Annotated in this window: 18 protein-coding genes and 4 pseudogenes; 12 read left to right on the top strand and 10 right to left on the bottom strand. The window is 73.5% G+C overall.

Going from position 1 to position 23939, the window contains the following annotated elements; genetic code table 11:
• Positions 1-486: 486 nt before the first annotated feature.
• Positions 487-783 (bottom strand): barstar family protein, encoded by a 297-nt coding sequence (locus ABZW30_RS34700; protein WP_355675216.1) that lies wholly within the window; start codon positions 781-783, stop codon positions 487-489.
• Between the two features lie 992 nt (positions 784-1775).
• Positions 1776-2039 carry a dsRBD fold-containing protein gene (locus ABZW30_RS34695; protein WP_355675215.1) on the bottom strand — a complete coding sequence of 88 codons (264 nt, stop codon included), beginning with the start codon at positions 2037-2039 and terminating at the stop codon, positions 1776-1778.
• A 333-nt stretch (positions 2040-2372) separates the two neighbouring features.
• On the opposite strand from ABZW30_RS34695, the gene ABZW30_RS34690 reads away from it, so the two are divergent.
• The 4 genes and pseudogenes from ABZW30_RS34690 to ABZW30_RS34675 all read left to right on the top strand — a co-directional run.
• Entirely contained in the window at positions 2373-3353 is a 981-nt protein-coding gene (locus tag ABZW30_RS34690) for a DMT family transporter (RefSeq protein WP_355675214.1), read from the top strand.
• A gap of 63 nt (positions 3354-3416) precedes the next feature.
• Positions 3417-3692: pseudogene (locus ABZW30_RS34685) on the top strand (DUF6629 family protein); the annotation flags it as partial.
• A gap of 61 nt (positions 3693-3753) precedes the next feature.
• A pseudogene (locus tag ABZW30_RS34680) lies at positions 3754-3807 on the top strand (hypothetical protein); the annotation flags it as partial.
• A pseudogene (locus ABZW30_RS34675) lies at positions 3794-3955 on the top strand (DUF6629 family protein); the annotation flags it as partial. The pseudogenes ABZW30_RS34680 and ABZW30_RS34675, both read left to right, overlap by 14 nt.
• Before the next feature lie 100 nt (positions 3956-4055).
• Here the strand turns inward: ABZW30_RS34675 and ABZW30_RS34670 are convergent.
• Positions 4056-5372, bottom strand: a complete 1317-nt coding sequence (locus tag ABZW30_RS34670; RefSeq protein WP_355675213.1) for an MFS transporter — start codon at positions 5370-5372, stop codon at positions 4056-4058.
• Complete coding sequence (locus ABZW30_RS34665) at positions 5369-5986, bottom strand: helix-turn-helix domain-containing protein (protein WP_355675212.1); 618 nt, start codon at positions 5984-5986, stop codon at positions 5369-5371. The genes ABZW30_RS34670 and ABZW30_RS34665 overlap by 4 nt, the downstream gene beginning before the upstream one ends.
• A 258-nt stretch (positions 5987-6244) precedes the next feature.
• On the opposite strand from ABZW30_RS34665, the gene ABZW30_RS34660 reads away from it, so the two are divergent.
• Complete coding sequence (locus ABZW30_RS34660; RefSeq protein ID WP_355675211.1) at positions 6245-6934, top strand: hypothetical protein; 690 nt, start codon at positions 6245-6247, stop codon at positions 6932-6934.
• A 76-nt stretch (positions 6935-7010) separates the two neighbouring features.
• Entirely contained in the window at positions 7011-8786 is a 1776-nt protein-coding gene (gene polX, locus ABZW30_RS34655; RefSeq protein WP_355675210.1) for a DNA polymerase/3'-5' exonuclease PolX, read from the top strand.
• Between the two features lie 84 nt (positions 8787-8870).
• On the opposite strand, the gene ABZW30_RS34650 is transcribed toward polX, so the two are convergent.
• Both ABZW30_RS34650 and ABZW30_RS34645 read right to left on the bottom strand, forming a co-directional pair.
• Entirely contained in the window at positions 8871-9749 is an 879-nt protein-coding gene (locus ABZW30_RS34650) for a PfkB family carbohydrate kinase (RefSeq protein WP_355675209.1), read from the bottom strand.
• 3 nt (positions 9750-9752) lie between these two features.
• Positions 9753-10697 carry a pseudouridine-5'-phosphate glycosidase gene (locus tag ABZW30_RS34645; protein WP_355675208.1) on the bottom strand — a complete coding sequence of 315 codons (945 nt, stop codon included), beginning with the start codon at positions 10695-10697 and terminating at the stop codon, positions 9753-9755.
• Between the two features lie 137 nt (positions 10698-10834).
• Between ABZW30_RS34645 and ABZW30_RS34640 the strand changes: the two genes are divergently transcribed.
• From ABZW30_RS34640 to ABZW30_RS34625, 4 genes are all read left to right on the top strand, one after another.
• A complete protein-coding gene (locus tag ABZW30_RS34640) occupies positions 10835-11803 on the top strand; it encodes a LysR family transcriptional regulator (RefSeq protein ID WP_355675207.1) in 969 nt (322 codons plus the stop codon).
• Positions 11804-11889: 86 nt separating this feature from the next.
• The gene (locus ABZW30_RS34635; RefSeq protein ID WP_355675206.1) at positions 11890-13605 is read left to right on the top strand and encodes a peptide-N4-asparagine amidase; all 1716 of its coding nucleotides are present in this window, start codon (positions 11890-11892) and stop codon (positions 13603-13605) included.
• Between the two features lie 518 nt (positions 13606-14123).
• Entirely contained in the window at positions 14124-15707 is a 1584-nt protein-coding gene (locus ABZW30_RS34630; RefSeq protein ID WP_355675205.1) for a metallophosphoesterase family protein, read from the top strand.
• Positions 15708-16140: 433 nt separating this feature from the next.
• Positions 16141-16935 carry a (2Fe-2S)-binding protein gene (locus ABZW30_RS34625; protein ID WP_355675204.1) on the top strand — a complete coding sequence of 265 codons (795 nt, stop codon included), beginning with the start codon at positions 16141-16143 and terminating at the stop codon, positions 16933-16935.
• 159 nt (positions 16936-17094) lie between these two features.
• Here ABZW30_RS34625 and ABZW30_RS34620 read toward each other — a convergent pair whose 3' ends face one another.
• Together ABZW30_RS34620 and ABZW30_RS34615 are read right to left on the bottom strand one after the other, a co-directional pair.
• The gene (locus tag ABZW30_RS34620) at positions 17095-18147 is read right to left on the bottom strand and encodes a hypothetical protein (RefSeq protein WP_355675203.1); all 1053 of its coding nucleotides are present in this window, start codon (positions 18145-18147) and stop codon (positions 17095-17097) included.
• A 160-nt stretch (positions 18148-18307) separates the two neighbouring features.
• On the bottom strand, positions 18308-19894 hold the full coding sequence (locus tag ABZW30_RS34615; protein WP_355675202.1) for an alpha-amylase family glycosyl hydrolase: 1587 nt from the start codon (positions 19892-19894) through the stop codon (positions 18308-18310).
• Between the two features lie 58 nt (positions 19895-19952).
• Here ABZW30_RS34615 and ABZW30_RS34610 point away from each other — a divergent pair, with 58 nt between their 5' ends.
• Both ABZW30_RS34610 and ABZW30_RS34605 read left to right on the top strand, forming a co-directional pair.
• Positions 19953-20204 (top strand): hypothetical protein, encoded by a 252-nt coding sequence (locus ABZW30_RS34610; RefSeq protein WP_355675201.1) that lies wholly within the window; start codon positions 19953-19955, stop codon positions 20202-20204.
• 154 nt (positions 20205-20358) lie between these two features.
• Complete coding sequence (locus tag ABZW30_RS34605; protein ID WP_355675200.1) at positions 20359-21078, top strand: DUF2470 domain-containing protein; 720 nt, start codon at positions 20359-20361, stop codon at positions 21076-21078.
• Positions 21079-21090: 12 nt separating this feature from the next.
• Here the strand turns inward: ABZW30_RS34605 and ABZW30_RS34600 are convergent.
• Together ABZW30_RS34600 and ABZW30_RS34595 are read right to left on the bottom strand one after the other, a co-directional pair.
• A pseudogene (locus tag ABZW30_RS34600) lies at positions 21091-22525 on the bottom strand (APC family permease).
• Positions 22526-22958: 433 nt separating this feature from the next.
• Entirely contained in the window at positions 22959-23939 is a 981-nt protein-coding gene (locus ABZW30_RS34595) for a LysM peptidoglycan-binding domain-containing M23 family metallopeptidase (protein ID WP_355675199.1), read from the bottom strand.

Genomic DNA, 23939 nt, shown 5'->3' with positions numbered 1-23939 from the left:
GTCCCCCCGGGGGCTCGTCGGGTAGACCGTGGGGACGGGGCCGCCGTCGTCGGTGACGGACGCCCGGGGCCGAATCCGCCGCCGCTGCGGCGGGCGCGGCAGCAGCGGCGGCGGATTCGACGAGTACCGCCTCCTGCCGTGGACGCGGGGCATCAAGCCGATCACCGCCCGCCGGAGCATGCCGCGCGGCTCCGGTCTCGGGGCCGCGCTGCCGCGTACAGCGCATCTGCGACGGCCCTCTGGCCAGTCGCGCGTAATCGGCCCGCACGACCCGCGGGTGCCTTCGTCCCAGCCGCATCCGGGCCGTCATCCCACCAGCCCGCCGACACGGTCGGTCACCGCGTGCGGCCGACCCCGCCTGAGCCCGCCTGAGCCCGCCTGAGCCCGCCTGTCAGGCTTCCATGTCATTGCCCGGTTCCGGGGCAGCCGAACTCGCGATCGCCCGTCAAGCCGCTCTTCGACTCCCGGCCGTCCTCAACGGGTCCGTCAGGTCAGCGGGTGGACGACGAGCCGGTTCTGCTCCCCGTCGAAGATCTCGGCCAGGACCTGGGCCGCCTGCCGGTTCCCTGCGAAGAGTCCCCGCTGGTCGACGTGCACGGTGAGGACGTCGTGGCTGTCGATCACCTCGGAGATGCCGCGGGTCTCGATCGTGTCCGACCACGCGTCCAGGTTCCGGCCGAACCATGTCGGCAGCCCGCACGGCTCGCTCACCGCGTCCCAGAAGTCGTCGAGTGTCTCGATCGGTCGGCCGCGAAGGTCCACGATCAGTTCGCTGTCCGTCACCGCAGCAGACTACTCAGCCCCACCCGGCGTTGCCGGGTGACCGAGACCACGGCGCGCGGCGGATCGCAGGTGAGTGCTGTTCATGTGATGGCGCCGACGGTGGTGTGCGCGATTCCGGTGCTGAAAACTGGCGTGGCCGTTGGGGCGCGGGGACCCGGCGCGGGATGCGTCGTCGGCGACGGAGCCCGCCGATTGGGTCGGTGTCGTCATCGGGGATGTTCCTGGCCGAGCCGGTGTTGGCGGCTGTGTTGGCGGCCGTGACGTCGTATGTCACATAGGCGGTGTCGGCGGCCCGGGGTGGGGCGGCTCGGCATCAGGGGCGGGCGTCGCTGGAAACGGCGGCGCGGGCGGCGATCGTACCGGTGGCGGTGGGGGCGCCGGGGGTGGTGGGGGGGCGTTCAACGGGGCGTGGTGGGGCCCGGCGGCGAGAGTGCCGGGGTCTCTGCTGCGGCTCGCGGCGGTTGCCGAGCACCGGACCGGGCGGCCCGCCGAGGTGATCCAGGTCGCGGCGCCGCTGCTCACGCCGGCAGCCCGGTGCGCGCCGGGACCGGCTTCCTCAACAACCCGTACCTCGGGGACACCGGCCCCGGGACCGAACTGCCGGTGCCCTGCAGCCAGGTGAACGGCCGACCGGCCCCGGACGGTATCCCGGACACCGGCTTCCACAGCTGCGCGGGCGGCGAGGTGGCAGCGACCGCGCCGACCAGCCGGGAGGTCGCCCACGAGCTGTACGCGGACTCCTTCGGCGGTGACTGGCGGATGGCCGAGTTCCACGGCGGTGCGGGCCGGTCGCTCCGGGCCACCGCTGGTCGCTCCGGGCCACCGGCAGCCTCGGCGCCGACACCCGCTTCTGGACGGCCATCGGCGACCAGCCGGCCAACCCCTGGAGCTGAGCCGGTCCCGTTGTGCCCGGGTCGGGGCGGCCGCGCCTGTACGGCCGCCCCGACCCCTCGGCAGGGCTTATGAGTCGACAAGGCGGAGAGCCGCCGGGGTCAGTAGATCAGGTAGCCCGGGCGGTGCCCCTCGTCCTCGATCTCCCCGGTGGCCTGGGCCCGCAGCTTGCGGGACAGTTCCTCCAGCGCACGGGAGGCCGCGTACTCCTCGCCGATCCTGGCGAGCGGACGGTCGTCCGCGCTCTTCACTGCCTCGCCGTGCGCGCTCAGGCCCGGCGCCCTCGCACCGACCAGCCTGGCGTTGCACGCCGTGTGCACGCCGTCCTCCTCGAAGCTCAGCTCCACGTCCCACTGGTTGTGCATGCCACACCTCCTGGCGCCGGCCCCCGTCGCGCCTGTCGGGACCGGCACGGACGGAGGGCCCGTGGCGGCCGCTCACACCAGCGTGCGCCTGCCCCACCCGTAGCGGCAAGCGCGGCCGTTGCGACGCCCGAGCCATCGTGTGCCTGGCCCCCGTGTCGCGGTGTCGCCGGCTCCCGGGCCGCCCTTTCCCGGGCCCCGAGCCACGGTCTTCCCGCGTCCGATCGGCCTGGCCGGTGCCCCGGGCGGTACGCTGACGGAAGCGCGCCGCGACCGCCGACCGCACCCGGACCCGCCGGCGCGGCGCGGGGGCAGCGACAACCTGGTGGTCCCTCCGTGGCGGTCTTCCTCCTCGCCCTCGGCGCGGCCTGCTGTCTGGGACTCGGCTTCGTCCTCCAGCAGCACGCGGCGCAGCGGGCCCCCCGTACCGACCTGCTGCACTGGCGTCTGCTGCTGGACCTGATGCGGATGCCCGAGTGGCTGGTCGGCACCGGGTTCATGGTCAGCGGACTGCTCCTTTCCGCGCTCGCGCTCAACCAGGGCCAGGTGTCCCTGGTCGAGCCGCTGCTGGCGACCAACCTGCTCTTCGCCATGGCGCTCTCCCGGGTGCTGACCCGTCAGACGCTGGGCCGCTCCGGCTGGGCCGGAGTGCTGCTGCTCGGCCTCGGGGTGACGGCGTTCATCGTGGCCGGGCAACCCACCGGGGGCGGGCCACCGGCCGGGGAGCTGCGGCACTGGCTGGTGGTCGGCACCGTGGTCGGGCTGACCCTGCTGCTGGTCTCGCTCGCCCGGCGGCTGCCGTTGTTCGAGGAGGCCACGCTGCTGGCACTCGCCGCCGGGCTGCTCTACGGCCTGCAGGACGCGCTGACCCGCACCACGACCCAGCGCCTCGACCACGAGGGCTTGGCGGCCGTGCTGCGTACCTGGCAGCCGTACGCGGTGGTGGCGGCGGGCGTGATCGGACTGCTGCTGGTGCAGAGCGCCTTCGAGGCCGCGCCGCTGCGGATGTCCCTGCCCGCGTTGACCGCCGCCCAGCCGCTGGCCGGGATCGCCTGCGCGGTCGGCTTCCTCGGCGACCGGCTGCGGGTGACCCCGGGGGCGCTGGCCTGGCAGGCGGCCGGGCTGCTGGCCATCGTGATCGGGGTGATCGTGATCGGACGGCACCCGGCGATGCCGGGCACCGTCCGGGAGACCCTGGAGAGCATCGGGGCGTTGCCGGAGGAGGAGCCCGGGGACAAGAGCGAGCAGGACCGGGGGGCAAGGGGCCGGGACGGGACGGACAGGGACGCGAAGGGCCGGGACAGGAGTGGCGAGTAGGCGGACCGATGTGCTGGAGCGCGCAGGCGGACGCCGTGGCCCGCGGGTGGTCGCGGGCTCGGGGTGGCGTGCCCGGCCCGCGCCCGACGGTCCGGCCGACCGCAGCGGTTACCGCTCTCCGCGCTTCCGCTGGTGCTGGACGTGCATCAGCTGGTCGAGGCGCTGGTCTGGCTCGGTACGGACGGCGGGCCGGCGTCGGCGCTGGCCGAGGCCGCCCGGACCGCCTGGGCGGTGATCACCCTGCCGCTACCGCCCTTCCTCGTCCCCGCCGGGGTGTGGTTCGCTGCCACCGAGCCCGGCCACCCGGCCGGCCCGACCCGCCGCCGCGTGCTCGCCTCGCTGGCCCTGCTGGGCGCAGCGGTCGCGATCCCGCTCACCGCAGCCGTCGCCACCCACCCAGGTGACGGCCGCACCGCACGGCCACACCCTCGGCTACGCCGTTGGCCTCCCGCACCCGGCTCCACTGCTCATCGGTTACCTCCTCACCACCGTCGGTTCCCTATCTGCTCAGCGGCGACCCTCTGCTAGGGCGCCTCGGCCTGCTGACCGGAGCGGGCGCCGTCCCATGCGCCCTGCTCTGGCGACTCGCCTTCGTCTCCACCTGGTGCGCCCTCGCAGCCCTGGTCAGCCTCCTGCTCCCCCGATGGGCCGGTCGCCCAGCCCTGGACGGTCGATCGGATAGTCGATCGGATGGTCGGTGGACTATGTGCGAGCCTGCCCGACAGCTGCGGTGCCCCCGTGCCTCCGCGATCGGTCCATCTCCCGCCACTCCGGCCGCAGCCCGGTCAGCGTCGTGGTGGCGAAGTACAGGCCCCCGACCGTGAGCAGGCTGGGTATCAGGCCGACCAGGGCGACAGCGCCGCCCGCGAGGAGACCGCCCAGGGGGATGCCGGCCCAGGCGAGGGAGTCGCCGAGGGCGTGGACCCTGCCGAGGAGGTGGCGGGGCACCCGTTCGAAGAGAACCGCGCCGAGGATCGGATTGAGGAAACCGGAGCCGAAGCCGCCGACTGCGAAGACCGTGACCACCACCCACATCGGCACACCGAGGGCGAGCACCAGGATGCGAGGCGCGCCGCACAGCAGGAAGCCGACGAAGAAGACCGTCCGGCGGGGCAGGCGCGAGGCGACGGCCGCCGCGATCAGGCTGCCGACGACTGCCGTGGCGCCCATGACGCCGGCGGTCAGACCGATGGCGGCCGGGCCGTTGCCGGACTCCCGCGCCCACACCGGGACGAGGACGGTCGTGAAGCCGGCGTCGAGCAGATTGGTGATGCCGACCATCACGATCACGGCGAGCAGCAGCGGCTCGGACCGCAGGAAGGCGAAGCCCTCGCGGAACATCCGCCAATAGCCGCCGTGCTCCCCCTCCCCCGTCGGCCCGGACAACGACGCGGCCGCACCTGTCACCGCCGGACGCCCCATGCCGCGCGGCAGCGCCAAGGCGATGATCAGCGAGCCGAGCGCGAAGGTGCCCGCATTGACCGCCAACCCGGCCAGCGGGCCCAGTAGCGCGACCAGCCCACCGCCCACCGCCGGACCGACGGTGGAGGCCAGCCGTTCGGTGACACCGGAGAGCCCGGTGGCGCGCTCCATCGGCACCCGGGCGCGGTCGGCCGCCTCCGGGACCATGACCGACTTGGCCAAGTCACCCGGGCCGCGCATCGCACCGATCACCGCGACCATCGCGAGCAGCAGCCAGAACGGCAGCAGTCCGCGCGCGTGCAGCAGCGGAACCAGGCCGGCCGCGACGGCGCTCACCGCGTCCGTCGTCCAGGACACCACGCGCGGCCCGAGCCGGTCGACCAGGGGCCCGGTCAGCGCCTTGACCAGCACGTACGGCGTCATCTCGGCGAAGGCGACCAGGCCGGTCATGGTGGCGCTGCCCGTGGTCGCCAGAACGAACCACGGCAGAGCGATGGCCGAGACGCGTGTCCCGGTCAGGGAGACCGCCGTGGCGGCGAGCACCCCGGCCAGCGGCCGGAAGCTACGCACGGGTGGGTCGACGGCGGTGGTGGTCATACGGCTTCCCCCTCGGTCGTGGTGGTGCTCGGGTCCGGCAGGACGTGGACGATCACGGAGACCTGCTCGGTGCCCTCCGGGACCGGCTCACCGACGTCGATCCGGCGGTAGCGCCCGATCACGTCGGACAGCTCGCCGGTCAGCTGCTCGGCCTCGGCGGGAGTGAGCTGCAGGATCAGGTCGCTGAAGTCCGTCACCCGGCGCCACTCGCGCGGCATGGTCTCGAAGGCGTCCAGCGTGCGCTGGCCGGTCAGGGTGTGCGCGGCCAGGACGGACCGCAGGATGCCGACAGCCGTGTCGGGCTCCTCGTCCGCCATGTCGTCCCCCGTCCAAACGGTCAGCCGGTGGGCCGAACGCCACCACCGCTCACGGGCGTTGCCCCGCTCCCGGTCCTCCTCGACGAAGCCCGCAGCGGCGAGCTGGCGCAGGTGGTAGCTGGTGGCCCCGGAGTTGAGCCCGAGCTGCGCGGCGAGCCTCGTCGCCGTGGACGGGCCGTGCTTGCGCAGCAGCCCGACCAGCTGCATGCGCACGGGGTGCGCCATCGCCCGCATGCCCTTGGCGGTGATGGCGATGTGCGGGTCCTCGCTGTGCTTCCAGCCGCCTTCTTCGGTCATGGCCAGGAGCGTAGGACCACAAAGAGAAGTTTGCAAAGGGTTTTTTGCGAAGGGTTCTTTGCGGTGGAGCGGGCGGCCCCGCCGGTCGGCGGGTGCCCGGCCTGCCGCTCGGCGGGGGCCGGTGCCCGGTTTGCGTCCTGGAGCCGGATTGTCACCCGGGCGGAGGAGGCGCAGGCTGGCAGCAGGGCCCGGATGCGGCCCGTCCCGGTCGGCCGCGGAAACGATGACGGCCGCCGGTCACGCACGAGGGGCAGGGCGATGGCACACGGGAAGCTCTGGGGCTACGTCGCTTCGGGGGCCCGGGCGCTAGGAGCGCTCGGCGGCGCGGGCGGCACCGACCACAAGGGCGTCGAGGTCACGCCGGAGGGCCTCGGCCAGGTCCCGCCGGTCGCCATGGCCTCACCCCGGTCGCTCTCCCGCACCGAGATGGAGCGGCTGCGCTGGACCGGCCGGCACGCCGGGTGCGAGCCCCGGGCGCGGCACGTCCAGGTCGCCGAGGTGGTGCGCCGGGTGGTGCGCGGCGGTGGCCGGGCGACGGCGGTCACGGTCCGGGTGGCGCCCGGGCTGCCGGTGGTGGCCGGGGACGCCCGGCGGCTGGAGGCCGCGATAGCCGGGCTGGTCGACCACGCGATCCGGCGCAGCCCGCTGGGCGGCCGGGTGCTGGTCCGGGCCGAGGTCGCGCGCACAGGCCCGACGGCCCCCCGGGCGACGGCCGGGCGGGGTACCACGGCGCGCCGGCGGGAACGGGTGGAGATCCGGATCTCCGACCGCGGGTCGTACGAGCCGCCCGAGGCCCGCGAATGGCTGCTGGCGGGCGTACGCGCCACCGGGCCGGTGGGCCCGGCGTTGCACAGCCTGGTGCTGGCGGCGGGCGGCCGGCTCGCGGTCGAGCCCACTCCCGGCGGCGGCCTGACCGTGGTCCTGCTACTGACGGTCGCGTACGACTGACCGACCGACCAATTGCCCGACCGCCCGACTGCCCGACCGCACGGCGAGCAGCGGCCGCCGAACCTAGACTTGCCCCATGCCCCGGCTCAACGACCAGGTCAGGGAGCTGCTCCAGGAGTACGCCGACCTGATCAACATCACCGGCGGGGACGCCTTCCGGGCCCGCGCCTACGAGAAGGCCGCCCGCGCGGTCGGCGGCCACCCCGAGGACCTGGCCGACCTGGACGTCAAGGGACTGCAACAGATCCCCGGCGTCGGCAAGTCCACCGCCGAGAAGATCGCCGAGTACCTCGCCACCGGAAAGATGGCCGCCCTGGAGACTCTGCGCGCCGAGATCCCGTCCGGCGTAAGGGAGATGATGGCCGTCCCCAGCGTCGGCCCCAAGCGCGCCCTCTCCCTCTACCGCGACCTCGGCATCGCCTCGGTCGACGAACTCGCCGAGGCCGTCCGCGCCGACAAGCTGTCCGACCTGGCCGGGTTCGGCGAGCGCAGCGGCGAGAAGATCCTGCACGGCATCGAGCTGATGCGGCGGTCCGGCGGCCGGACCCTGCTCGACACCGCCACCGAACTGGCCGAGCAACTGGTCGAGGCGCTCTCGGCCGTCCCCGGCTGCACCCGTTGCGCGTACGCGGGTTCGCTGCGCCGGATGCGCGAGACGGTGGGCGACATCGACGTCCTGGCGACCGCCGCCGACTCCGCCCCGCTGATGGCAGCGCTCACCGAACTCCCGTACGTGACCGAGGTGATCGCCAGCGGACCGACCAAGACCTCGGTCCGCACCACCCAGGGCGTCCAGGTGGACCTGCGGGTCGTCCCCGAAGAGGACTGGGGTGCGGCGCTGGTCTACTTCACCGGGTCGAAGGCGCACAACATCAAGCTGCGCACGATGGCGGTGCGGGCCGGGCTGAAGCTCTCCGAGTACGGCCTGTTCGAAGTCGACGGCGGAGCCGGGAAGGACGGCGAAGCGAAGGCGGGCGGCAAGGAGGAGGGCGCCAAGGTCGTCTCGGAGACCGAGGACGAGGTCTATGCCGCGCTCGGCCTCCCCTGGATCCCCCCGACACTGCGCGAGGACCGGGGCGAGATCGAGGCCGCGCTGAACGGTGAACTCCCGGACCTCATCCAGGAGTCGGATCTGCGCGGCGATCTGCACACCCACACCGACCTGACCGACGGGCTGGCCACCCTCACCGAGATGATCGACACGGCGGCCGCGCGCGGCTACTCCTACTACGCCGTCACCGACCACGCGCCGGACCTGGTGATGCAGCGGATGACCGACGAGAAGATGCTGGCCCAGCGCGAGCAGCTGCGCCAACTGGCCGACCGGCACAAGAAGTTGCGCCTGCTGCACGGCACCGAGCTGAACATCGGACCGGACGGCGGGGTGGACTGGCCGCCCGAGTTCCTGGCCGGCTTCGACGTCTGCGTGGCCTCCGTGCACTCGCACTTCACCCTCGACCGCGCCGCCCAGACCCGCCGGTTGATCCGCGCCTGCGAGAACCCGTACGTGCACGTCATCGGCCACCTCACCACCCGCCGGATCGGCCGGCGCGGGCCGATCGACGTCGACCTGGACGCGGTGTTCGCGGCCGCGGCGCGTACCGGCACCGCGATCGAGATCAACAGCTCCCCGCAGCGGCTCGACCTGCGTGACGAGGACATCCTGCGGGCCAAACGGCACGGCGTGCGCTTCTCGATCGACAGCGACGCGCACGCCACCGGCCACCTCGCCTACCCGCGCTTCGGCATCGGTACGGCGCAGCGCGGTTGGCTCACCGCCGAGGACGTGATCAACGCCTGGACGTGGCAGAAGTTGAAGCGCTTCCTCCGCAAGGACGCCCTGCACGAGTAGCCCTCCCGGCGCACGTAGCCGGCCCCGCACGAGCAGGCGGCCCGCGCAGCGGCCTGTCCACCCCGCCAGCCGCCCGCCCCGCGGCTAACACCCGCCGAGCGAGGCCCCCGGCGAGGCCAGCACCCGGGCCGCGCTGCGGTGCCCGAGCCCGGCCGCCAGGTGCAGGTCCCCGGTGTCCAGGAAGCCGGCCAGGAAGCCCGCCGCGAAGGCGTCCCCGGCCCCGGTGAGGTCACGCACCTCCGCGACCGGCGGGACCGGCACGGTGAACAGGCCCTCGCCGGGCACATCGACGGTGGTCGCCTCGGCGCCGGACTTGGTGACCACCGTGGTGGCCGCCAGCCGGGCGCGCTCGGGCCCGGGCAGGCCGTCCACCAGCAGTCCGAGGAAGGCCGACTCGGAGCGGTTGGCGAACAGGAGGGTCGGCGCCAACTCGTCCAGCAGGGCGAGGAACCGCTCCCGTCCGAACTGCTCCAGCATGCCGGTCGAGGAGGCGTCCACCGAGGTGGTGCCGCCCGCCTGCCGGACCCGCGCGAGCGCGTCCACCGCCGTGGCGCCGACCGGCTCGCCGTCGAAGGAGTAGCCGGGCACGTGCAGGTGGGTGAGGCCGGTCAGCCACTCGTCCGGGACGCGTTCCAGCAGCGTGGCGGCGCCGCGGTCGGGCAGCATGGTCCGCTCGCCGTCCTGGTCGATGAGGACCACGATGCTGCCGGTCCGGCCGTGTCGCCGCACCCGTACGTCCACGCCGTGGCCGCCGAGTTCGGCGACGATGCCGTCCCCGACCGGGTCCGGGCCGACGCAGCCGAGGAAGCGGGCCGGGTACTGCCCGGCGGCGAAGCAGGCGACGTTGGCCGCGCTGCCGCCGCGCCGCCGGAAGATCCGGGCGCCGGAGTCGGTGCCGTGGCGCAGCGGGCCGTCGACCCAGACCACGATGTCCTCGACGAGGTCGCCGAGCACCCCGAGCACGGGTCAGGCCCCGGTCGACGCGGCGGCGGCCAGGGCGGTCGCGATCTCGCCGCCGAGGCGCACGTTGCCGCGGTAGACCTCGATGTTGACCTCCAGGCTGCGGCCGTCGGTGTCGCGCTGGATGTAGTCGAGCAGGAAGGGCGTGGAGGCGTTGCCGGTGACGCCCCGGCGCTCGGCCTCGGCCCGGGCGCGGGCCAGGATGCCGTCCAGCTCCTCCGGCGGCAGCTGCTTGGCCGGGTCGACCGGGTTGGCGATCAGGACGGCCTGCGGCAGGTCGAGCCGGTCGCGGGCGTCGATGACCCTGGCGGCCTCCTCGGGCGACTGGACGGCGTAGTTGATCTCGTGGCCGGAGTCGGTGATGTAGAAGCCGGGGTACTTGGTGGTGCGGTAGCCGATGACCGGGATGTTGAAGGTCTCGAAGCGCTCCAGGGTGGCCCGGATGTCGAGGATGGACTTCACCCCGGCGCTGATCACGGTGACCGGGGTGGCGGCCAGGGTGGTCATGTCGGCCGACTCGTCGAAGCTCTCGGAGGCGCCGAAGTGGACGCCGCCGAGGCCGCCGGTGGAGAAGACCCGGACGCCCGCGCGGTGGGCCAGGAAGGCGGTGGCGGCGACGGTGGTGCCGCCGTGCCGGCCGAGCGCGGCGACCACCGGCAGGTCGCGCAGGCTGACCTTGTCCAGGCCGTCGGTGGCGGCCAGTTCGGTGATCTGCTCGGTGCTCAGACCGACCGTGGGCACGCCCGCGTGCACCCCGATGGTCGCCGGGACGACGCCCGCCTCCCGCAGCTGCCGCTCGGCATCCAGCGCGACGGCCAGGTTGCGCGGCCGCGGCAGGCCGTGGGTGAAGATCGTCGACTCCAGGGCGACCACGGGGCGGCCGCCGGCGACGGCCTGCGCGACCTCCTCGGAGACCTTGATGGCGGGGGTGCTGGTGGGCAGTCCGGTCATGATGCGAGCTCCCTGTGAGATGCCACTGCGACGGGGCAACGTGCGATCAGCGTATGGACGGTGCACATCGGAATCCAGAATGAGTCCTGGGGCTTCTGATAGCCCTTCACCTATCAGTTCGTACTAGGCTGACCGCCATGGGCTTCACCTTGCGTCAGCTGGAGGTCTTCCTGACCGTCGCGGAGACGCTGCACTTCGGCCGGGCCGCCGAGCGGCTGCACATCTCACAGCCGACGGTCAGCCAGGAGGTCGCCCGCCTGGAGCGGACCGTCGGCGTCGAGCTGTTCGACCGCAGCCGCCGCTCCGTCGCCCTGACCGGGGCGGGCGAGGTGATGGCCGCCGAGAGCGCCCGGCTGCTCAAGCAGGCCGACGCGCTGCTCACCCGGGTCCGGCTGCACGAGGAGTCCCGGCTCAGGACGGCCCGGATCGTCGCCTCCCCGAGTGTGGTGAACCGGCTGCTGCCCGCCGTGGTCAGCCGGGCCGAGCAGGAGCTGCCCGCGCTCACCACCGCCGAACTCGCCGTCGACACCGGGCAGGTGTCCACCACCCTGGCCGTGGAACTCGCCGACATCGGCCTCGGCCGGTTCCTGGAGGACGTGCCCGGCTACCGGCTGGAGCGGATCGCCGACGAGCCGGTGCGGGTCGCCCTCGGCCGGGACCACCCGCTGGCCGGCCGGACCGGTCTGCGGTTGGCTGAACTGCGTGACCTGCCACTGCTGTTGTGGCCGCGCGAACAGCACCCCCGCTACTACGACCACGTGCTCGGCCTGTGCGCGGAGCACGGCATCGACCCGCCGGTGCTGGTCAGCCCGCCGCGGATCGTCGGCTCCCGGCTCTACCTGCTCGCCCGCAACCGCGCCTTCTCACTGGTGCCCGGCTCGATGGCCGGCCACCTCACCGAGGACGTGGCCACCGTACGGCTGGAGGGCCGGGCCGCCCTGCCGCTGGAGATGCAGTGGCGGACGGACGACCGGCGCCCGCCGCTGTCGGTGCTGCGCAACCTGATCCGGCAGGAGGCGGCGGCGCTGGAGGAGCACCGGAGAAGCCGGCACGAGCACCGGAGGAGCCGTGAGAGCCCCACGAGAAGCCCCCACGGCAGCTCTTGACGCTCACATGCCACCGCCGGAAGGATGCCCGGACACCCACCCGGCCCGTCGCGCGCCGACGGGTCGCCCGACCCCGGGGATCCGCCTTGGCCCTGCGCCCGCTGCTCCGCCGCACCGACGCCCGCCGCGCCGACGCCGGCGGCACCACCGCCCGCCGCACCGTCCTGCGCCGCGCCGCCCGCTTGGTCGGCGCCGCCGTCCTGACCCTCACCGGCACCCTCACCGCCGCCGGGCCCGCCCACGCCGACTTCGGCACCGGCTACCACGACCCGGTCACCGCCACCAAGCCGCTCACCCGCCCCGACACCCGCTCCTGCACCGTCGAGGTGATGCACGAGCGCGAGTTCCGCAACGGGTACGGCAACCCGCCCGACACCCCCTACACCACCACCCTCACCCCGCCCGCCGACTGCGCCGGGCCCTGGTCGGCGGTGGTCATGGACCTCCACGGGCAGGTCGCCGGGCGGCAGTTCGACCGGATCTTCAGCGTCCGCGTCGGCGGCGTACAGGTCCTGCTCTCCTCCACCCCGGAGCCCTCCAAGGACGGCATCCAGTGGAACGTCGAGCGCGATCTCACCCGCTACGCCCCGCTGTTCACGGCCGGGCCGCAGCCCTTCTCCTTCGACCTCGCCAATGTCACCGACGCCACCTACACCGGCGTCTACAAGATCACGGCGAGCCTGACCTTCTACACCGCGAACGACCGCTGGCCCGCCGCCCCCGGCGCCGACCGGCTGCTCACCACCGGCCCGTTCGCACTCACCCAGGCCGCCCCGACCGCCGGTCGCGAGCTCACCTTCCCGCAGAACCTGGAGCGGCTGACCGCCGAGGTCTACGCCCGGGGCGGCGGTGCCTGCGAGGAGTTCGCCTACGCCTCCGCGCCGGACGCCTTCGTCGCCGCCAACCCGTCGATCGGCGCCTGCGGCAAGGGCCCGTTCCGCGAGCTGCGGCTCACCGTGGACGGCCGGGTGGCCGGCGCGGTCTGGCCCTACCCGGTGATCTACACCGGCGGCTGGGACCCGCTGCTGTGGCGGCCGATCCCCGGCATCTTCGGCTTCGACCTGCCCGCCTACCGGCTCGACCTCACCCCGTACGTCGGCCTACTGCTGGACGGGCGCCCGCACACCGTCGGCATCACGGTCAACGCGAGCGAGGCGCAGAGCAACGACGTCTGGACCGGCCAGGTCAACCTGTTCGCCGAGGTCGACCACGGCACCGACCGCACCTCCGGGCGGCTCACCGACTACCGGGTCGCCCCCGAGGCCACCGTGGGCACCGAGCTCACCGACCACGGCGGCGGCAGCGGCGACTGGACCGTCACCGCCGCCCGGCACGACCTCGCCCGGGGCTGGGTACAGACCTCGCACGGCCGGATCACCACGGAGGTCCGCGACGACCTCGCCTTCAGCTCCGCCCAGCAACTGCGCGACAGCGGCAACGACGTAACCCTGCGCAACGGTACCGACCTCACCCGCACCACCGCCGCCTGGGGCGGCGGACCGCACCACACCACCACCGTGCACGAGGGCGAGCCGCTGGACGTCACGTACAAGGTGACCCGCGACGCGGCCGGGAACACCGATCAGCGCACCGCGATGGACCTCGGCTACCACCGCGAGGCCACCACGGCCACCGGCAACCACGTCACCGAGCGCTCCACCGTGGACCACACCCTGCGGCCCACCGCCCAGCGCCACGACGGCGACCGCACCGTACGGACCGGCAGCAGCATCGAGGACTACCGCAGCACCGGGCCGGAGGGGCCGTACCACCGGACGCTGAGCTTCGTGGACGGCTGGTAGCACCCGGCCAGGGCCCCACAGCTTGCGAAATTTGCCCGAATTCGAGCCTTTCACCCCTGGTGCACGCGGCGCAGGAGGCGCATGATGGGAGGTGGACCTGCGAGGTAGCTGAAGGAAGTTCGACCGCAGGAGGCAGTGGCGACAGATCGAGACGGATCAGGGTCTGCCGCTGGGCACTACCTCGGTCGACGATCGAACTACCGGCTGGAGGACACTACGTCCGGAAGCCACCCCCACCTCGCAGGTTCCGCGCGTCCACGGGGCATCCCCTCGGCTCCGTGGACGCGCTCTGCGCATGAACCGGGCCACTGCGGCACCGGGTAACCCCTCTCCCCGGCGTACGAGCCGGACATCCGCCGGGCCTTCTCCGGCCCGTCCAGCCCCCGGCATCCGGATGCCCACCAGCGCGACGTCCGGCCGCAGTTCGGCCGCCGACTCCAGCGCGTCCGGCCGACGCGCGGGAAAGTTCACGCCGAGGGTCCGGCGCGGTTCACCTCCGTCCGGTGAAGCTGGCCGCCATGAAGGCTTCCAGTGGACGTCCCCCCGTCAGCAGGCGCGGGCTCCTGGCCGGGGCGACCGGCCTCGGCCTCGGCGGCGCCGTCTCCCTCTCCGGCATCGCCCCCACCCCCGCCGCCGCCTCCCCGCTGCTGTGGGAGCGGCCGGAGCACTCCGGCGCCCCGCGGGTGGCCGGACTGCACCTGCAGTTCGGCTCGGACGCCTCGCGCGAGGTCACGGTCTCCTGGCACACCACCAAGTCCGTCTCCAACCCCCGGGTGATGTACGGGACTTCGCACGGCGGCTTCGGCCGCAGCGAGCAGGCCGAGACCCGCACCTACCGGGACGCCGCCTCCGGCACCGAGGTCCAGGTGCACCACGCCAGGCTCACCGACCTGCACCCCGACACCGACTACGTCTACGCCGCCGTCCACGACGGCGCCACCCCCGAGCTCGGCACCGTCCGCACCGCCCCGCGCGGCCGGGCCGCCTTCACCTTCACCAGCTTCGGCGACCAGGGCACCCCCACCCTCGGCAAGCAGACCGCCAACGGCTACGCCAACGACAACCTCGGCAGCCCGGCCGCGGGCGACACCACCGCCGGGGTCGAGCGGATCGCCCCGCTGTTCCACCTGGTCAACGGCGACCTCTGCTACGCCAATCTCGCCACCGACCGGGTCCGCACCTGGTCCGACTGGTTCGAGAACAACACCCGCTCGGCCCGTCACCGCCCCTGGATGCCCGCGGCCGGCAACCACGAGAACGAGCGCGGCAACGGCCCGATCGGCTACGGCGCCTACCAGGCCTACTTCGACCTGCCGGACGCCGGCTCCGACGACGAAGTGCACGGCCTCTGGTACGCGTTCACGGCCGGCTCGGTCCGGGTCATCAGCCTCAACAACGACGACGTCGCCTACCAGGACGGCGGCAACTCCTACGTCCGCGGCTACTCCGGCGGAGCCCAGCAGCGCTGGCTGGAGCGCGAGTTGATCGCCGCCAACGCGGACCCGGGGATCGACTGGATCGTGGTCTGCATGCACCAGGTGGTGATCTCCACCGCCGACAAGTTCAACGGCGCCGACCTCGGCATCCGCGAGACCTGGGTGCCGCTGTTCGACGAGTACGGCGTCGACCTGGTGGTCTGCGGCCACGAGCACCACTACGAGCGCTCGCACCCGATCCGCGGCCGGCAGCCGACCGACACCCGCACCCCGGTCCCGGTCGCCACCGACACCGAGACCGTCGACACCACCCGGGGCACCGTCCACATGGTCATCGGCGGCGGCGGCACCTCCGCCCCCTCCAACCACCTCTTCTTCAGCCCGGCCGAGGCCCGCGTCATCACCGGTGTCGGCCCGGTCGACAAGGCCACCGGCAAGCGGCCCCCGGTCTACGTGATCGAGGACGCTCCCTGGTCCGCCTTCCGTGACGCCGACAACCCGTACGGCTTCGCCTCCTTCGACGTCAACCCGGGCGAGCGTGGCGGCGACACGACGATCGACGTGACGTACTACTCCGTCAGCGGCCCGTACGGCGACCTCGTCCCGGTCGACCGCTTCACCCTGACCCGCCCGCGCGGCGCCCGGGGCGGCGGTCGCGAGCGCTGAGGCCTCCGTCGGGCCGCTGGACGCCCATGTCCGGTCGCACCGGCCGTGCGCGCCGCCGCCTCCTCCACGGCCGGCCGACCTTCCCGGCCGACGGCGGCGAGCGCTCGCCGGGACCGGGCGGGGCGGGGCTGGGGGTCGGTGCGTACACAGGCGAGCCTACGCGCAGCTCTCCCGGGGGAGGCGGGCTCCTCCCAGCGAGGGAGGCAACTCCCCTCCGGGGAGGGAGGTCCGGTCGGCGCTCCCGGGCGCAGAATCGGTGCACGCCCGACGCGGCGGTGCCGGGCGGCCGGGGCGCGGCGGTACCGTTCATGCCCATGATCGGTGTCCGACTGCGCCCCTGGAGGCCTGCCTCGATGCCCCTGCACCACCGCCCGACCGCAGCCGGGCCGACCGAGCGTGGCACGGGGTTCAACGACCGTACCGGGGAGGGCCGTTGAACCCCGCGCCCGACGACGACCGCCGGCCCGACGACCGCCGGCCCGACGACCGGCGCGCCGACGACCGGCGCGCCGACTACGGCCGACTCGCCGCCGTCGGCCCGTACTTCACACTCGACACCTCCCCGGGGGAAACCCCGCCGCCCGGCTTCCGACCGCTGCCGGAGCTGTACGGCACCGGGACGGACGCGCCGCTCGCCGCCCGGATCCGGGTGGTGGCACGGCGGCTGGGCACCGCCGAACCCCGGGTCGCGGCCTCGATCCTGCACCTCGGGCTGGCCGCCCGCTTCTGGTCGGTGGGCCTCGGCTCGGCCGTCCTGCTGGGGGCGGTCCCGACCCTGGAGCACGCCTGGGTACGGATCCCCGACCAGGGCCCGATCGACCTCTGGACTCCGCCGGGGTCGGAGCCGGAGCCGGTCGCCGTCACCACCGCGAGTCTCGCCGATCGGCTCCATCAGGCCGTCCTGCTGGGCCAGTTGGAGCCGCTGGCAGCGGCGGTCCGAGCCGCCGTCCCGCTCTCCGCCCGCCTGCTGCTCGGCAACGCGGCCTCCGCCCTCGCCGGAACCCTACGGGTGCTGGACGCCCATGCACCGGCCGCCGCTCGGGAGTTGGTCGCGGAGCTGCTGGACCAACCGCCGCTCGCCGGATCCGGCACGCTGCTCACCGGCCCGCACGGCACGGCTTTCCGACGCACCAGCTGCTGCCTCTACTACCGGATCGGGCCAGGCGCCGGACTCTGCGGGGACTGCTGCTTCACCCGACCACCGGCCCCCGGGAAGCGAGACCGCTGAGCGAGACCGCCAAGGCCTCACACGACTGACATCCGGACGGCCCGAGCCGCTTCACAGCCCGCGCCCGACTTGTCCAAGGCCGGGCACGGGCCGCCGGTCCCCACCCGGTGCCGATGCCCCTGGCGCCGGGTGAAGCCTCTCGGGGCGAACGGTCGGTCGTCAGACCGCGACCGTCTCCTCCATCTCCTCCTCGGCCTCCTCCGGCGTCTCCACCGGACGGCGCCCGCGGCCCTCGTACATCACCGCGGCCACCAGCGCCGCCCCGCCCAGCAGCAGCCAGACCACCAGAGTCGCCACGTGCCCGCCGAGGCCGGCACCACCGTCGAAGTACAGGATGCTGCGGGCGCCCTCCAGGAAGCCGGCGCCGGTCCAGAAGCCGTGCAGGGTCCCGAAGAAGCCGTTCTGCAGCTCGGGCCGGTAGATGCCGCCGGAGGAGGTGAAGTTCAGCATCACGAACAGCACCATCAGAGCCAGCGTGGTCCACTTCTTCAGGAAGCTGTGCAGACCGATGCCGACCAGCACGATGCCCGCCGAGTAGAGCCAGCCGAGCGCCCAGATCGCGGCGTAGTCGCGGTCGACCACGTGGAACACCGGTCCGGCGGTGACGATCCCGATCACGCCGACCACCAGCGAGACCGCCACGCCCACCAGCGCCCGGATCCGCATGCTCAGCCCGGCACCGGCGGCGCCGATCACCGCGACGCTGGCGTAGGAGCCGATGCTCAGCGCGACCAGCAGGAAGAACAGGCCCTGCCCGGTCGGGTCGCCCTTGGCGGGGGTGGTGAGGTCGGTGACGTGCAGCGGGACGCCCTGCCTGTCGGTGACGTTGGTGAACACCGCCGTGGCGGCCACCACCGAAGTGTCCGAGTTGCCCTTGGCCACGATCAGCTCGGGGCTCTTGATGTCCGGGACGAAGGCGCCGACCAGGTCGCGGTCGCGCAGCAGCTGCTCGGCGGCGGCCCGGTCGCCGACGGTCCGGACGTCCAGCGCGTCCCCGGCCTTGGTCTGGATCGCCTGCGCCAGGCCCTCCGCCTGCGGGCCGGTCCCGACCACGGCGACCTTGAGGTGGTTCGGCTCCGGCTGGTGGAAGGCTCCCTGGTAGGCGAGCGCCATGCCGAGGCACATCAGCAGCGGGGTGACCAGGTGGATCGCGAGGTGCTTGAGCGAGTGCCCCAGGGCGGGCGCTGCGGCGGGTGTCCGGGGTGTGCTCATGGCGTTCGTACCGTCCTCCGGTGACTTCTACATCAAGATGGTAAGTGCAACTAATGCAAGTGGCAAATACAACTATCTATGGATGTAGCTTACAACCATCCGACGTCGATCGAAAGCCGGGCCGACCCGCAACGCTCGGGACGACACCGCCGGGCCCGGATCAACCCAGCTCGAACACCCCGTACGAGAAGCCGTCCGCCCGCAGCTCGCCGTCCGCCACCCGCACGCCCTGCGCCTCCAACGGCCGCACCGCGCGCTCGCCGTCCGCCAGCCGCATCACCCCCGGCTCCCGCCGCGGGTTGACCGCCACCAGGTACCGCCCGGACCGGGTGTACACCAGCGGGTACCCGGCGTTGCACACCTCCACCCCGCCCGACGCGCCCAACCCCGGGTGCGCCCGGCGCAGCGCGATCAGTCGCCGGACGGTGTGCAGCAGCGAGGTGGGGTCGGCGCGCTGGGAGAGCACGTCCGGGCGCTGCGGGTCCGGGTCCAGCGGCAGGTAGAACCGCTCGGGCGGCCCGCTGGAGAAACCGGCGGCAGGGCCGGGCGTCCACTGCATCGGGGTCCGTGAGCCGGCCCGGTTGTAGCGCGGCCCGAGCACGCTGCCCTCGACGTCCGGCAGTCCGGGCAGGTAGCGCATGCCGATCTCGTCGCCGTAGTAGACCGCGGGCAGGGTCGGCCAGGTGAGCAGGAAGGCGAAGGCGGGGGCGAGTTGCTCGCCGCCGCGCGGGCCGGTGGCCAGCCGCGAGAAGTCGTGGTTGGCGGTGGGCAGCACGATGTGCCCGTTGCCCTCGGTCAGCTCGGCGGCGGAGCGCCAGGCGTCCAGGAAGGGCTGCGGGGTGCCCCGCCCCTCGGCCTCGAAGTAGCACGGGCCCTGCTGCCAGAACTCCTCCACCGTTCCGGTGTTGTTGTTCCAGAGCGACCGCAGGGGTAGGCCGTGGTCGCCCCCGCCGAAGTGCAGGAAGAAGTCCGCGTGGAACCCCGCCGCGACGGCGGCGGCGGGCTCGCCCCACTCGGCGAGCAACGCGGCCCCCGGGTGGGTGCGGTCCAGCCAGTCACGCAGCTCGGTCCAGACCTTGGCGGTCTCGACCTTGCCCGGGTCGTCCTTGACCAGCGAGTACGCCATGTCCACCCGGAACCCGGCCACGCCGAGGCATAGCCAGTGCGCCATGATCCCGCGCAACGCCGCCCGGTTGGCGCGCGGGCCCTCGGCGTCCACCGGCTGGCGCCAAGGCTCCTCTGAACTGCTGTGCGCGTAGCCGAAGTTGAGAGCCGGCTGACAGTCGAAGAAGTTCGGCCGGTACCAGCCGGGGCGGCTGCCGGGCGAGGCGACGAAGCCGTCCACCTGCCGGTCGGACCAGATGTAGCGGTGGTCGGACGGGTCCTCGGCGGCGGCCAGGAACCAGGGGTGGCGGTCGGAGGTGTGCCCGGCGACCAGGTCCAGCAGGATCCGGATGCCCCGACGGCGCGCCGCCTCGACCAGCGCGACCAGGTCCTCGGTGCGGCCGTAACGCGGCGCGGGGGTGAGGTAGTCGGTGACGTCGTAGCCGGCGTCGCGGAACGGCGAGGCGAAGCAGGGGTTCAACCAGACGGTGTTCACGCCGAGCCAGGCGAGGTGGTCGAGGTGCTCGGTGATGCCGGCGAAGTCTCCGATGCCGTCGCCGTCGGAGTCGGCGAAGGTCTGCGGATAGATCTGGTAGAGGACGGCGTCGGCCAGCCAGTCCGGGCCGGGGCGGGTCGAGGTCATGGTGTGGGTCCTCCTGCCGGGTCCGGGGGCCGTACGGGCCGGGGCCGAGGGGTCGGGCTTGCCCGGGCCGAGCCGGGTGCCGACGATTCTCGTCCGATCCCGGCCGCCACGCTACGACGCCTACGCCTCCGTGAAAACCCTGGCCCGCCGGGTGATCTCCGCCCGGCCCCGCCACGACCGCCTCCGGCGACACCACGTCAGCCCCCGCGCACAGCGCGGCGGTGTGAAGCCCTGCCGCACCACCGTCTTCGTGGAGCTCCCCCAGGAGCCCACGCTGGTGGAGATCGATGCCCAGGCCGTCGCGACCTGAACCGCCCGGGCCGCCCACTTGCCACACCCCGACATGGACATTAGGTTAGGCTCACCTAACCAACGGGAGGTCCGTTCATGAGTGATCGCAGCGAGCGAATCCATCAAAGGTGCGCGTGGGCGAATCCCCCTGCCGAGCGTAGCGAGGTGGGCGCATGAGCGAGCGCACCGGCGACGCCGAGGTGCCCGAGCCCACCACCGCCGAACGGGTCCACAGCCTGCTCAGCGCGACCTCCTCGCTCACCGTCCGCGCCCTCGGCGAGCACCACGACCTGGACACCCCGGTCTCCGTGCACGGCTCCCGGCTGCGCCTGCGCGCCCCGCTGGACTCCCCGCTCACCGCGGCCGCCGCCGGTGCCACCGAGGGCCTGGCCGTGGTCGTCGACGTCACCGACGTCTCCCCGGTCGCCGTCCGCGACCGGATCCGCGGCCGCCTCACCCTGGCCGGCCGGCTGCACCTGGCCCACCTCGCCGACGACGGCCTCAGCGTCCACCTGCGCGTGGACGTCGCCCACGCCGTCCTCGCCACCCCGTACGGCACCGGCGCGCTCACCGCCGACGATCTCGCCCTCGCCGCCCCCGACCCGCTGGCCCGGTGCGAGGCCGCGCTGCTCACCCACCTGGCCGACGAGCACGCCGACGCCATCGACCTGCTCACCCGTCTGCTCGACCCGGCCCTGCTCGCCGGGCATCCGGACATCCGCCCGCTCGCCCTGGACCGCTACGGCCTGGTGCTGCGCCTGGACCACCGGCACGGTCACCGCGACGTCCGCATGGTCTTCCCCGAACCCGCCGCCGACACCGAGGACTTCGGCCACCGGATGCACGAGCTGCTGGCCGCCGCCGAACTCGGCCTGCCGGTCCACCGGGGCTGACCGGCCCCGGGCTCAGCGCTCCACGGCCTCCTCCAGCACGATCCGCCCGCGCGTACCGCTCCGGCCGCCAGCGCCGCATTGCCAGCGCCAGCCCGATCCCGCCCAGGAACACCCCGATCACCAGGTACGGGATCAGCCGGAACAGCAGGGTGTCCGAAGCCGCCCCGGCCGCCGCGTCCTTGTTGACCACCAGCAGCGCCACCACCCCGGCCATCGCCACCCCGCCCACCAACGGCGCGACCAGCGTCCGGCACCAGTGCACGGTCTCGGGGTGTCTGCCCCGCACATGGAAGTACCCGACCACCGCGAAGGAGCAGAGCGTCTGCACGACGAGGATCGCCATCGTCCCCAACAGCGCCAGCAGCGTGTACAGATGAACGTACGGATCCATCCCCGCCGCCAGGAACGCCAGCACCAGCCCGGCCGCGATCACCGACTGCACCACCGAGGCGACGTACGGCGAGCCGTGCCGCGGGTGGGTGCGGCCGAGCGCCGGGTGCAGGAAGCCCTCCCGCCCGATCGCGTACAAGTACCGTGCCGCGCGCTGGTGGAAGGCCATCGCGCAGGCGAACGAGCCGGTGACGACCAGCCATTGGAACACCGTCACCGCCCAGGCCCCCAGGTGCGCGCCCAGCGGGTCGAAGAACAGGCTGTTCCCGTCCTTGCCCGGCACCGAGCCGCTCGCCACCGCGATCGCGTGCTCGACTCCGTTGCCGGACAGGATCATCCAGGACACGAACACGTAGAAGAGCCCGATCCCGACCACCGACACCAGGGTCGCCCGCGGCACCACCCGCTTGGGGTTGCGCGATTCCTCCCCGTACATCGCGGTCGACTCGAAGCCCACCCAGGACCAGAACGCGAAGAACAGTCCCAGCCCGGCCGCCGCCGCCGCACCCGAACTCCCGACCCCTTTCATCGCGTTCAGCGGGTTCACGGCCTCGCCCACGATCCCGTCCGGCCCGCCGCCGGAGGCCAGGACGGCCAGCGAGACCGCGCCCAGCACCCCGATCTCCAGCACCAGCGCCACCCCGAGCACCTTCGCCGTCAGATGCAGGTCGAACCAGGCCATCACCCCGATCGCCGCCACCCCGAACAGCGCGTACCAGCCCCAGCCGAGGTCCACGCCCAACCGTGAACGGACCAACCCGCGCAGCGAGTAGGCGAAGAAACCGATGATCGAGGCCTCGAAGACGATGTACGCCATGACCGCGAGCAGCCCGGAGGCCATCCCGGCGACCCTGCCCAGCCCGTGCGAGATGTACCCGTAGAACGCCCCGGCCGCCGTGATGTGCCGGGCCATCGCCACGTACCCGACCGAGAACACCGTGAGCACCACGGTCGCCACGATGTACGCGGCGGGCGCGCCGACCCCGTTGCCCTGCCCGACCACGATCGGCAGGTTCCCGGTCATCGCGGTGATCGGTGCGGCGGTGGCGATCGCCATGAACACCACGCCCGTCAGGCCAACCGAGCCCGCCTTCAGCCGGTCGACCCCGCCCGACCCGGCCCGCTCCCGACCGCCATCCGGCCTCCTCGTCCGCCCACACCCGTCCGCCCGGCCGGAGAAGGGCCGGGCGCTGACTGCCCGACAGCATCGCGCGACCGGGGACGCACCCGGAAGACGACGAATCTCGCCAAAGGCAGCAGGAGTTGACGCCCAGTTCGACCGCTCGAACACGCCCGGAGCCGGAAACGGCAGCGGCCGGCCCGGCTCCACGAGGAGTCCTCGCGAGGCCGGGCCGGCCTTGGGCGTGTCCCGCGCCCATGTCCACTGATGCGGCGATCACCCGGTCGAGCGGTCACCCGACATGACCATCCCGGGCGGTCGATTCGCCCCGCAACAGCGGTGGTTCCTGAAACCCGCGGTCAGCGCAGGGTCAGAGCGCGACGCCGTGCGCCCGCAGGTAGGCGACCGGGTTGATGTCCGAGCCGTACTCCGGACCGGTACGGATCTCGAAGTGCAGGTGCGGGCCGGTCACGTTGCCGGTCGCGCCGGAGAGGCCGAGCCGCTGGCCGACGGTGACGGTCTGACCGATCTTCACGCCGATCACCGACAGGTGCGCGTACTGGGCGTACTTGCCGTCGGCGAGCTTGACCTCGACCTCGTTGCCGTAGGCGCCGCCGTTGCCGGCCTTCACCACGACACCGTTGGCGACCGCGCGCACCGGGGTGCCGGTGGAGGCGACGAAGTCCTGGCCGGTGTGGTGGCCGGAAGCCCACATCGAGCCGGCCACGCCGTAGGCCTCGCCCAGCACCGGGTTGGCCAGCGGGGCGACGTAGCCGACGGTGGCGGCGACCGGGGCGGCGGTCACGGCCCGGGCCGGGGCGGCGGTCACGGCCCGGGCCGGGGCGGCGGTCTGCACCTGGGTCTGGAGCTGGGCGCCCGGCTTGGCGGCCTCGGTCTTGACCTGCAGCTGGGTGTCCGCGGCGGCGGAGGCACTCTGGGTGACCGGGGCGGCCGGCTTGGCCGGAGCTGCCGGCTCGGCGGCGGCGGCGTCCGCCGCGAGCGAGAGCTGCTGGCCCGGGAAGATCAGGTTCGGGTTGGCGCCGACCACCGAGCGGTTCTGCTCGTACAGCGCGTGCCAGCCGCCCTCGACCTGCTTGGCGTCGGCGATCCTGGACAGGGTGTCGCCGCCGACGACGCGGTAGCTCTCGAACACGGCGGCCGGGGCGGCCGACTCGGCCTCCGCGGCGGCGGTGTGCTGCGCGACCGAGGCGGCCGGCGCACCCGGGGCGGTGTAGGCCTGGGCGGCCATCGCGGTCACGAGCGGCAGGGCGAAGGAGACACCGGTCACGGCGATGCCGATGCCGAGGCGGGCGGAGCGGGGCAGGGCGATACGACGGGCCTGAGCAGGCAT

It is taken from the genome of Kitasatospora sp. NPDC004669, assembly GCF_040609455.1.
Lineage (GTDB): Bacteria > Actinomycetota > Actinomycetes > Streptomycetales > Streptomycetaceae > Kitasatospora.
The sequence above is the reverse complement of the archived record's forward strand: the minus strand, read 5'-3'. Positions and strand labels throughout refer to the sequence as shown.

Coding starts and splice junctions, on each gene's coding strand:
- ABZW30_RS34695 (WP_355675215.1), bottom strand. CDS start 2,039: ATGCACAACCAGTGGGACGTGGAGCTGAGCTTCGAGGAGGACGGCGTG.
- ABZW30_RS34670 (WP_355675213.1), bottom strand. CDS start 5,372: ATGACCACCACCGCCGTCGACCCACCCGTGCGTAGCTTCCGGCCGCTG.
- ABZW30_RS34665 (WP_355675212.1), bottom strand. CDS start 5,986: ATGACCGAAGAAGGCGGCTGGAAGCACAGCGAGGACCCGCACATCGCC.
- ABZW30_RS34660 (WP_355675211.1), top strand. CDS start 6,245: ATGGCACACGGGAAGCTCTGGGGCTACGTCGCTTCGGGGGCCCGGGCG.
- polX (WP_355675210.1), top strand. CDS start 7,011: ATGCCCCGGCTCAACGACCAGGTCAGGGAGCTGCTCCAGGAGTACGCC.
- ABZW30_RS34645 (WP_355675208.1), bottom strand. CDS start 10,697: ATGACCGGACTGCCCACCAGCACCCCCGCCATCAAGGTCTCCGAGGAG.
- ABZW30_RS34640 (WP_355675207.1), top strand. CDS start 10,835: ATGGGCTTCACCTTGCGTCAGCTGGAGGTCTTCCTGACCGTCGCGGAG.
- ABZW30_RS34630 (WP_355675205.1), top strand. CDS start 14,124: ATGAAGGCTTCCAGTGGACGTCCCCCCGTCAGCAGGCGCGGGCTCCTG.
- ABZW30_RS34620 (WP_355675203.1), bottom strand. CDS start 18,147: ATGAGCACACCCCGGACACCCGCCGCAGCGCCCGCCCTGGGGCACTCG.
- ABZW30_RS34615 (WP_355675202.1), bottom strand. CDS start 19,894: ATGACCTCGACCCGCCCCGGCCCGGACTGGCTGGCCGACGCCGTCCTC.
- ABZW30_RS34605 (WP_355675200.1), top strand. CDS start 20,359: ATGAGCGAGCGCACCGGCGACGCCGAGGTGCCCGAGCCCACCACCGCC.
- ABZW30_RS34595 (WP_355675199.1), bottom strand. CDS start 23,939: ATGCCTGCTCAGGCCCGTCGTATCGCCCTGCCCCGCTCCGCCCGCCTC.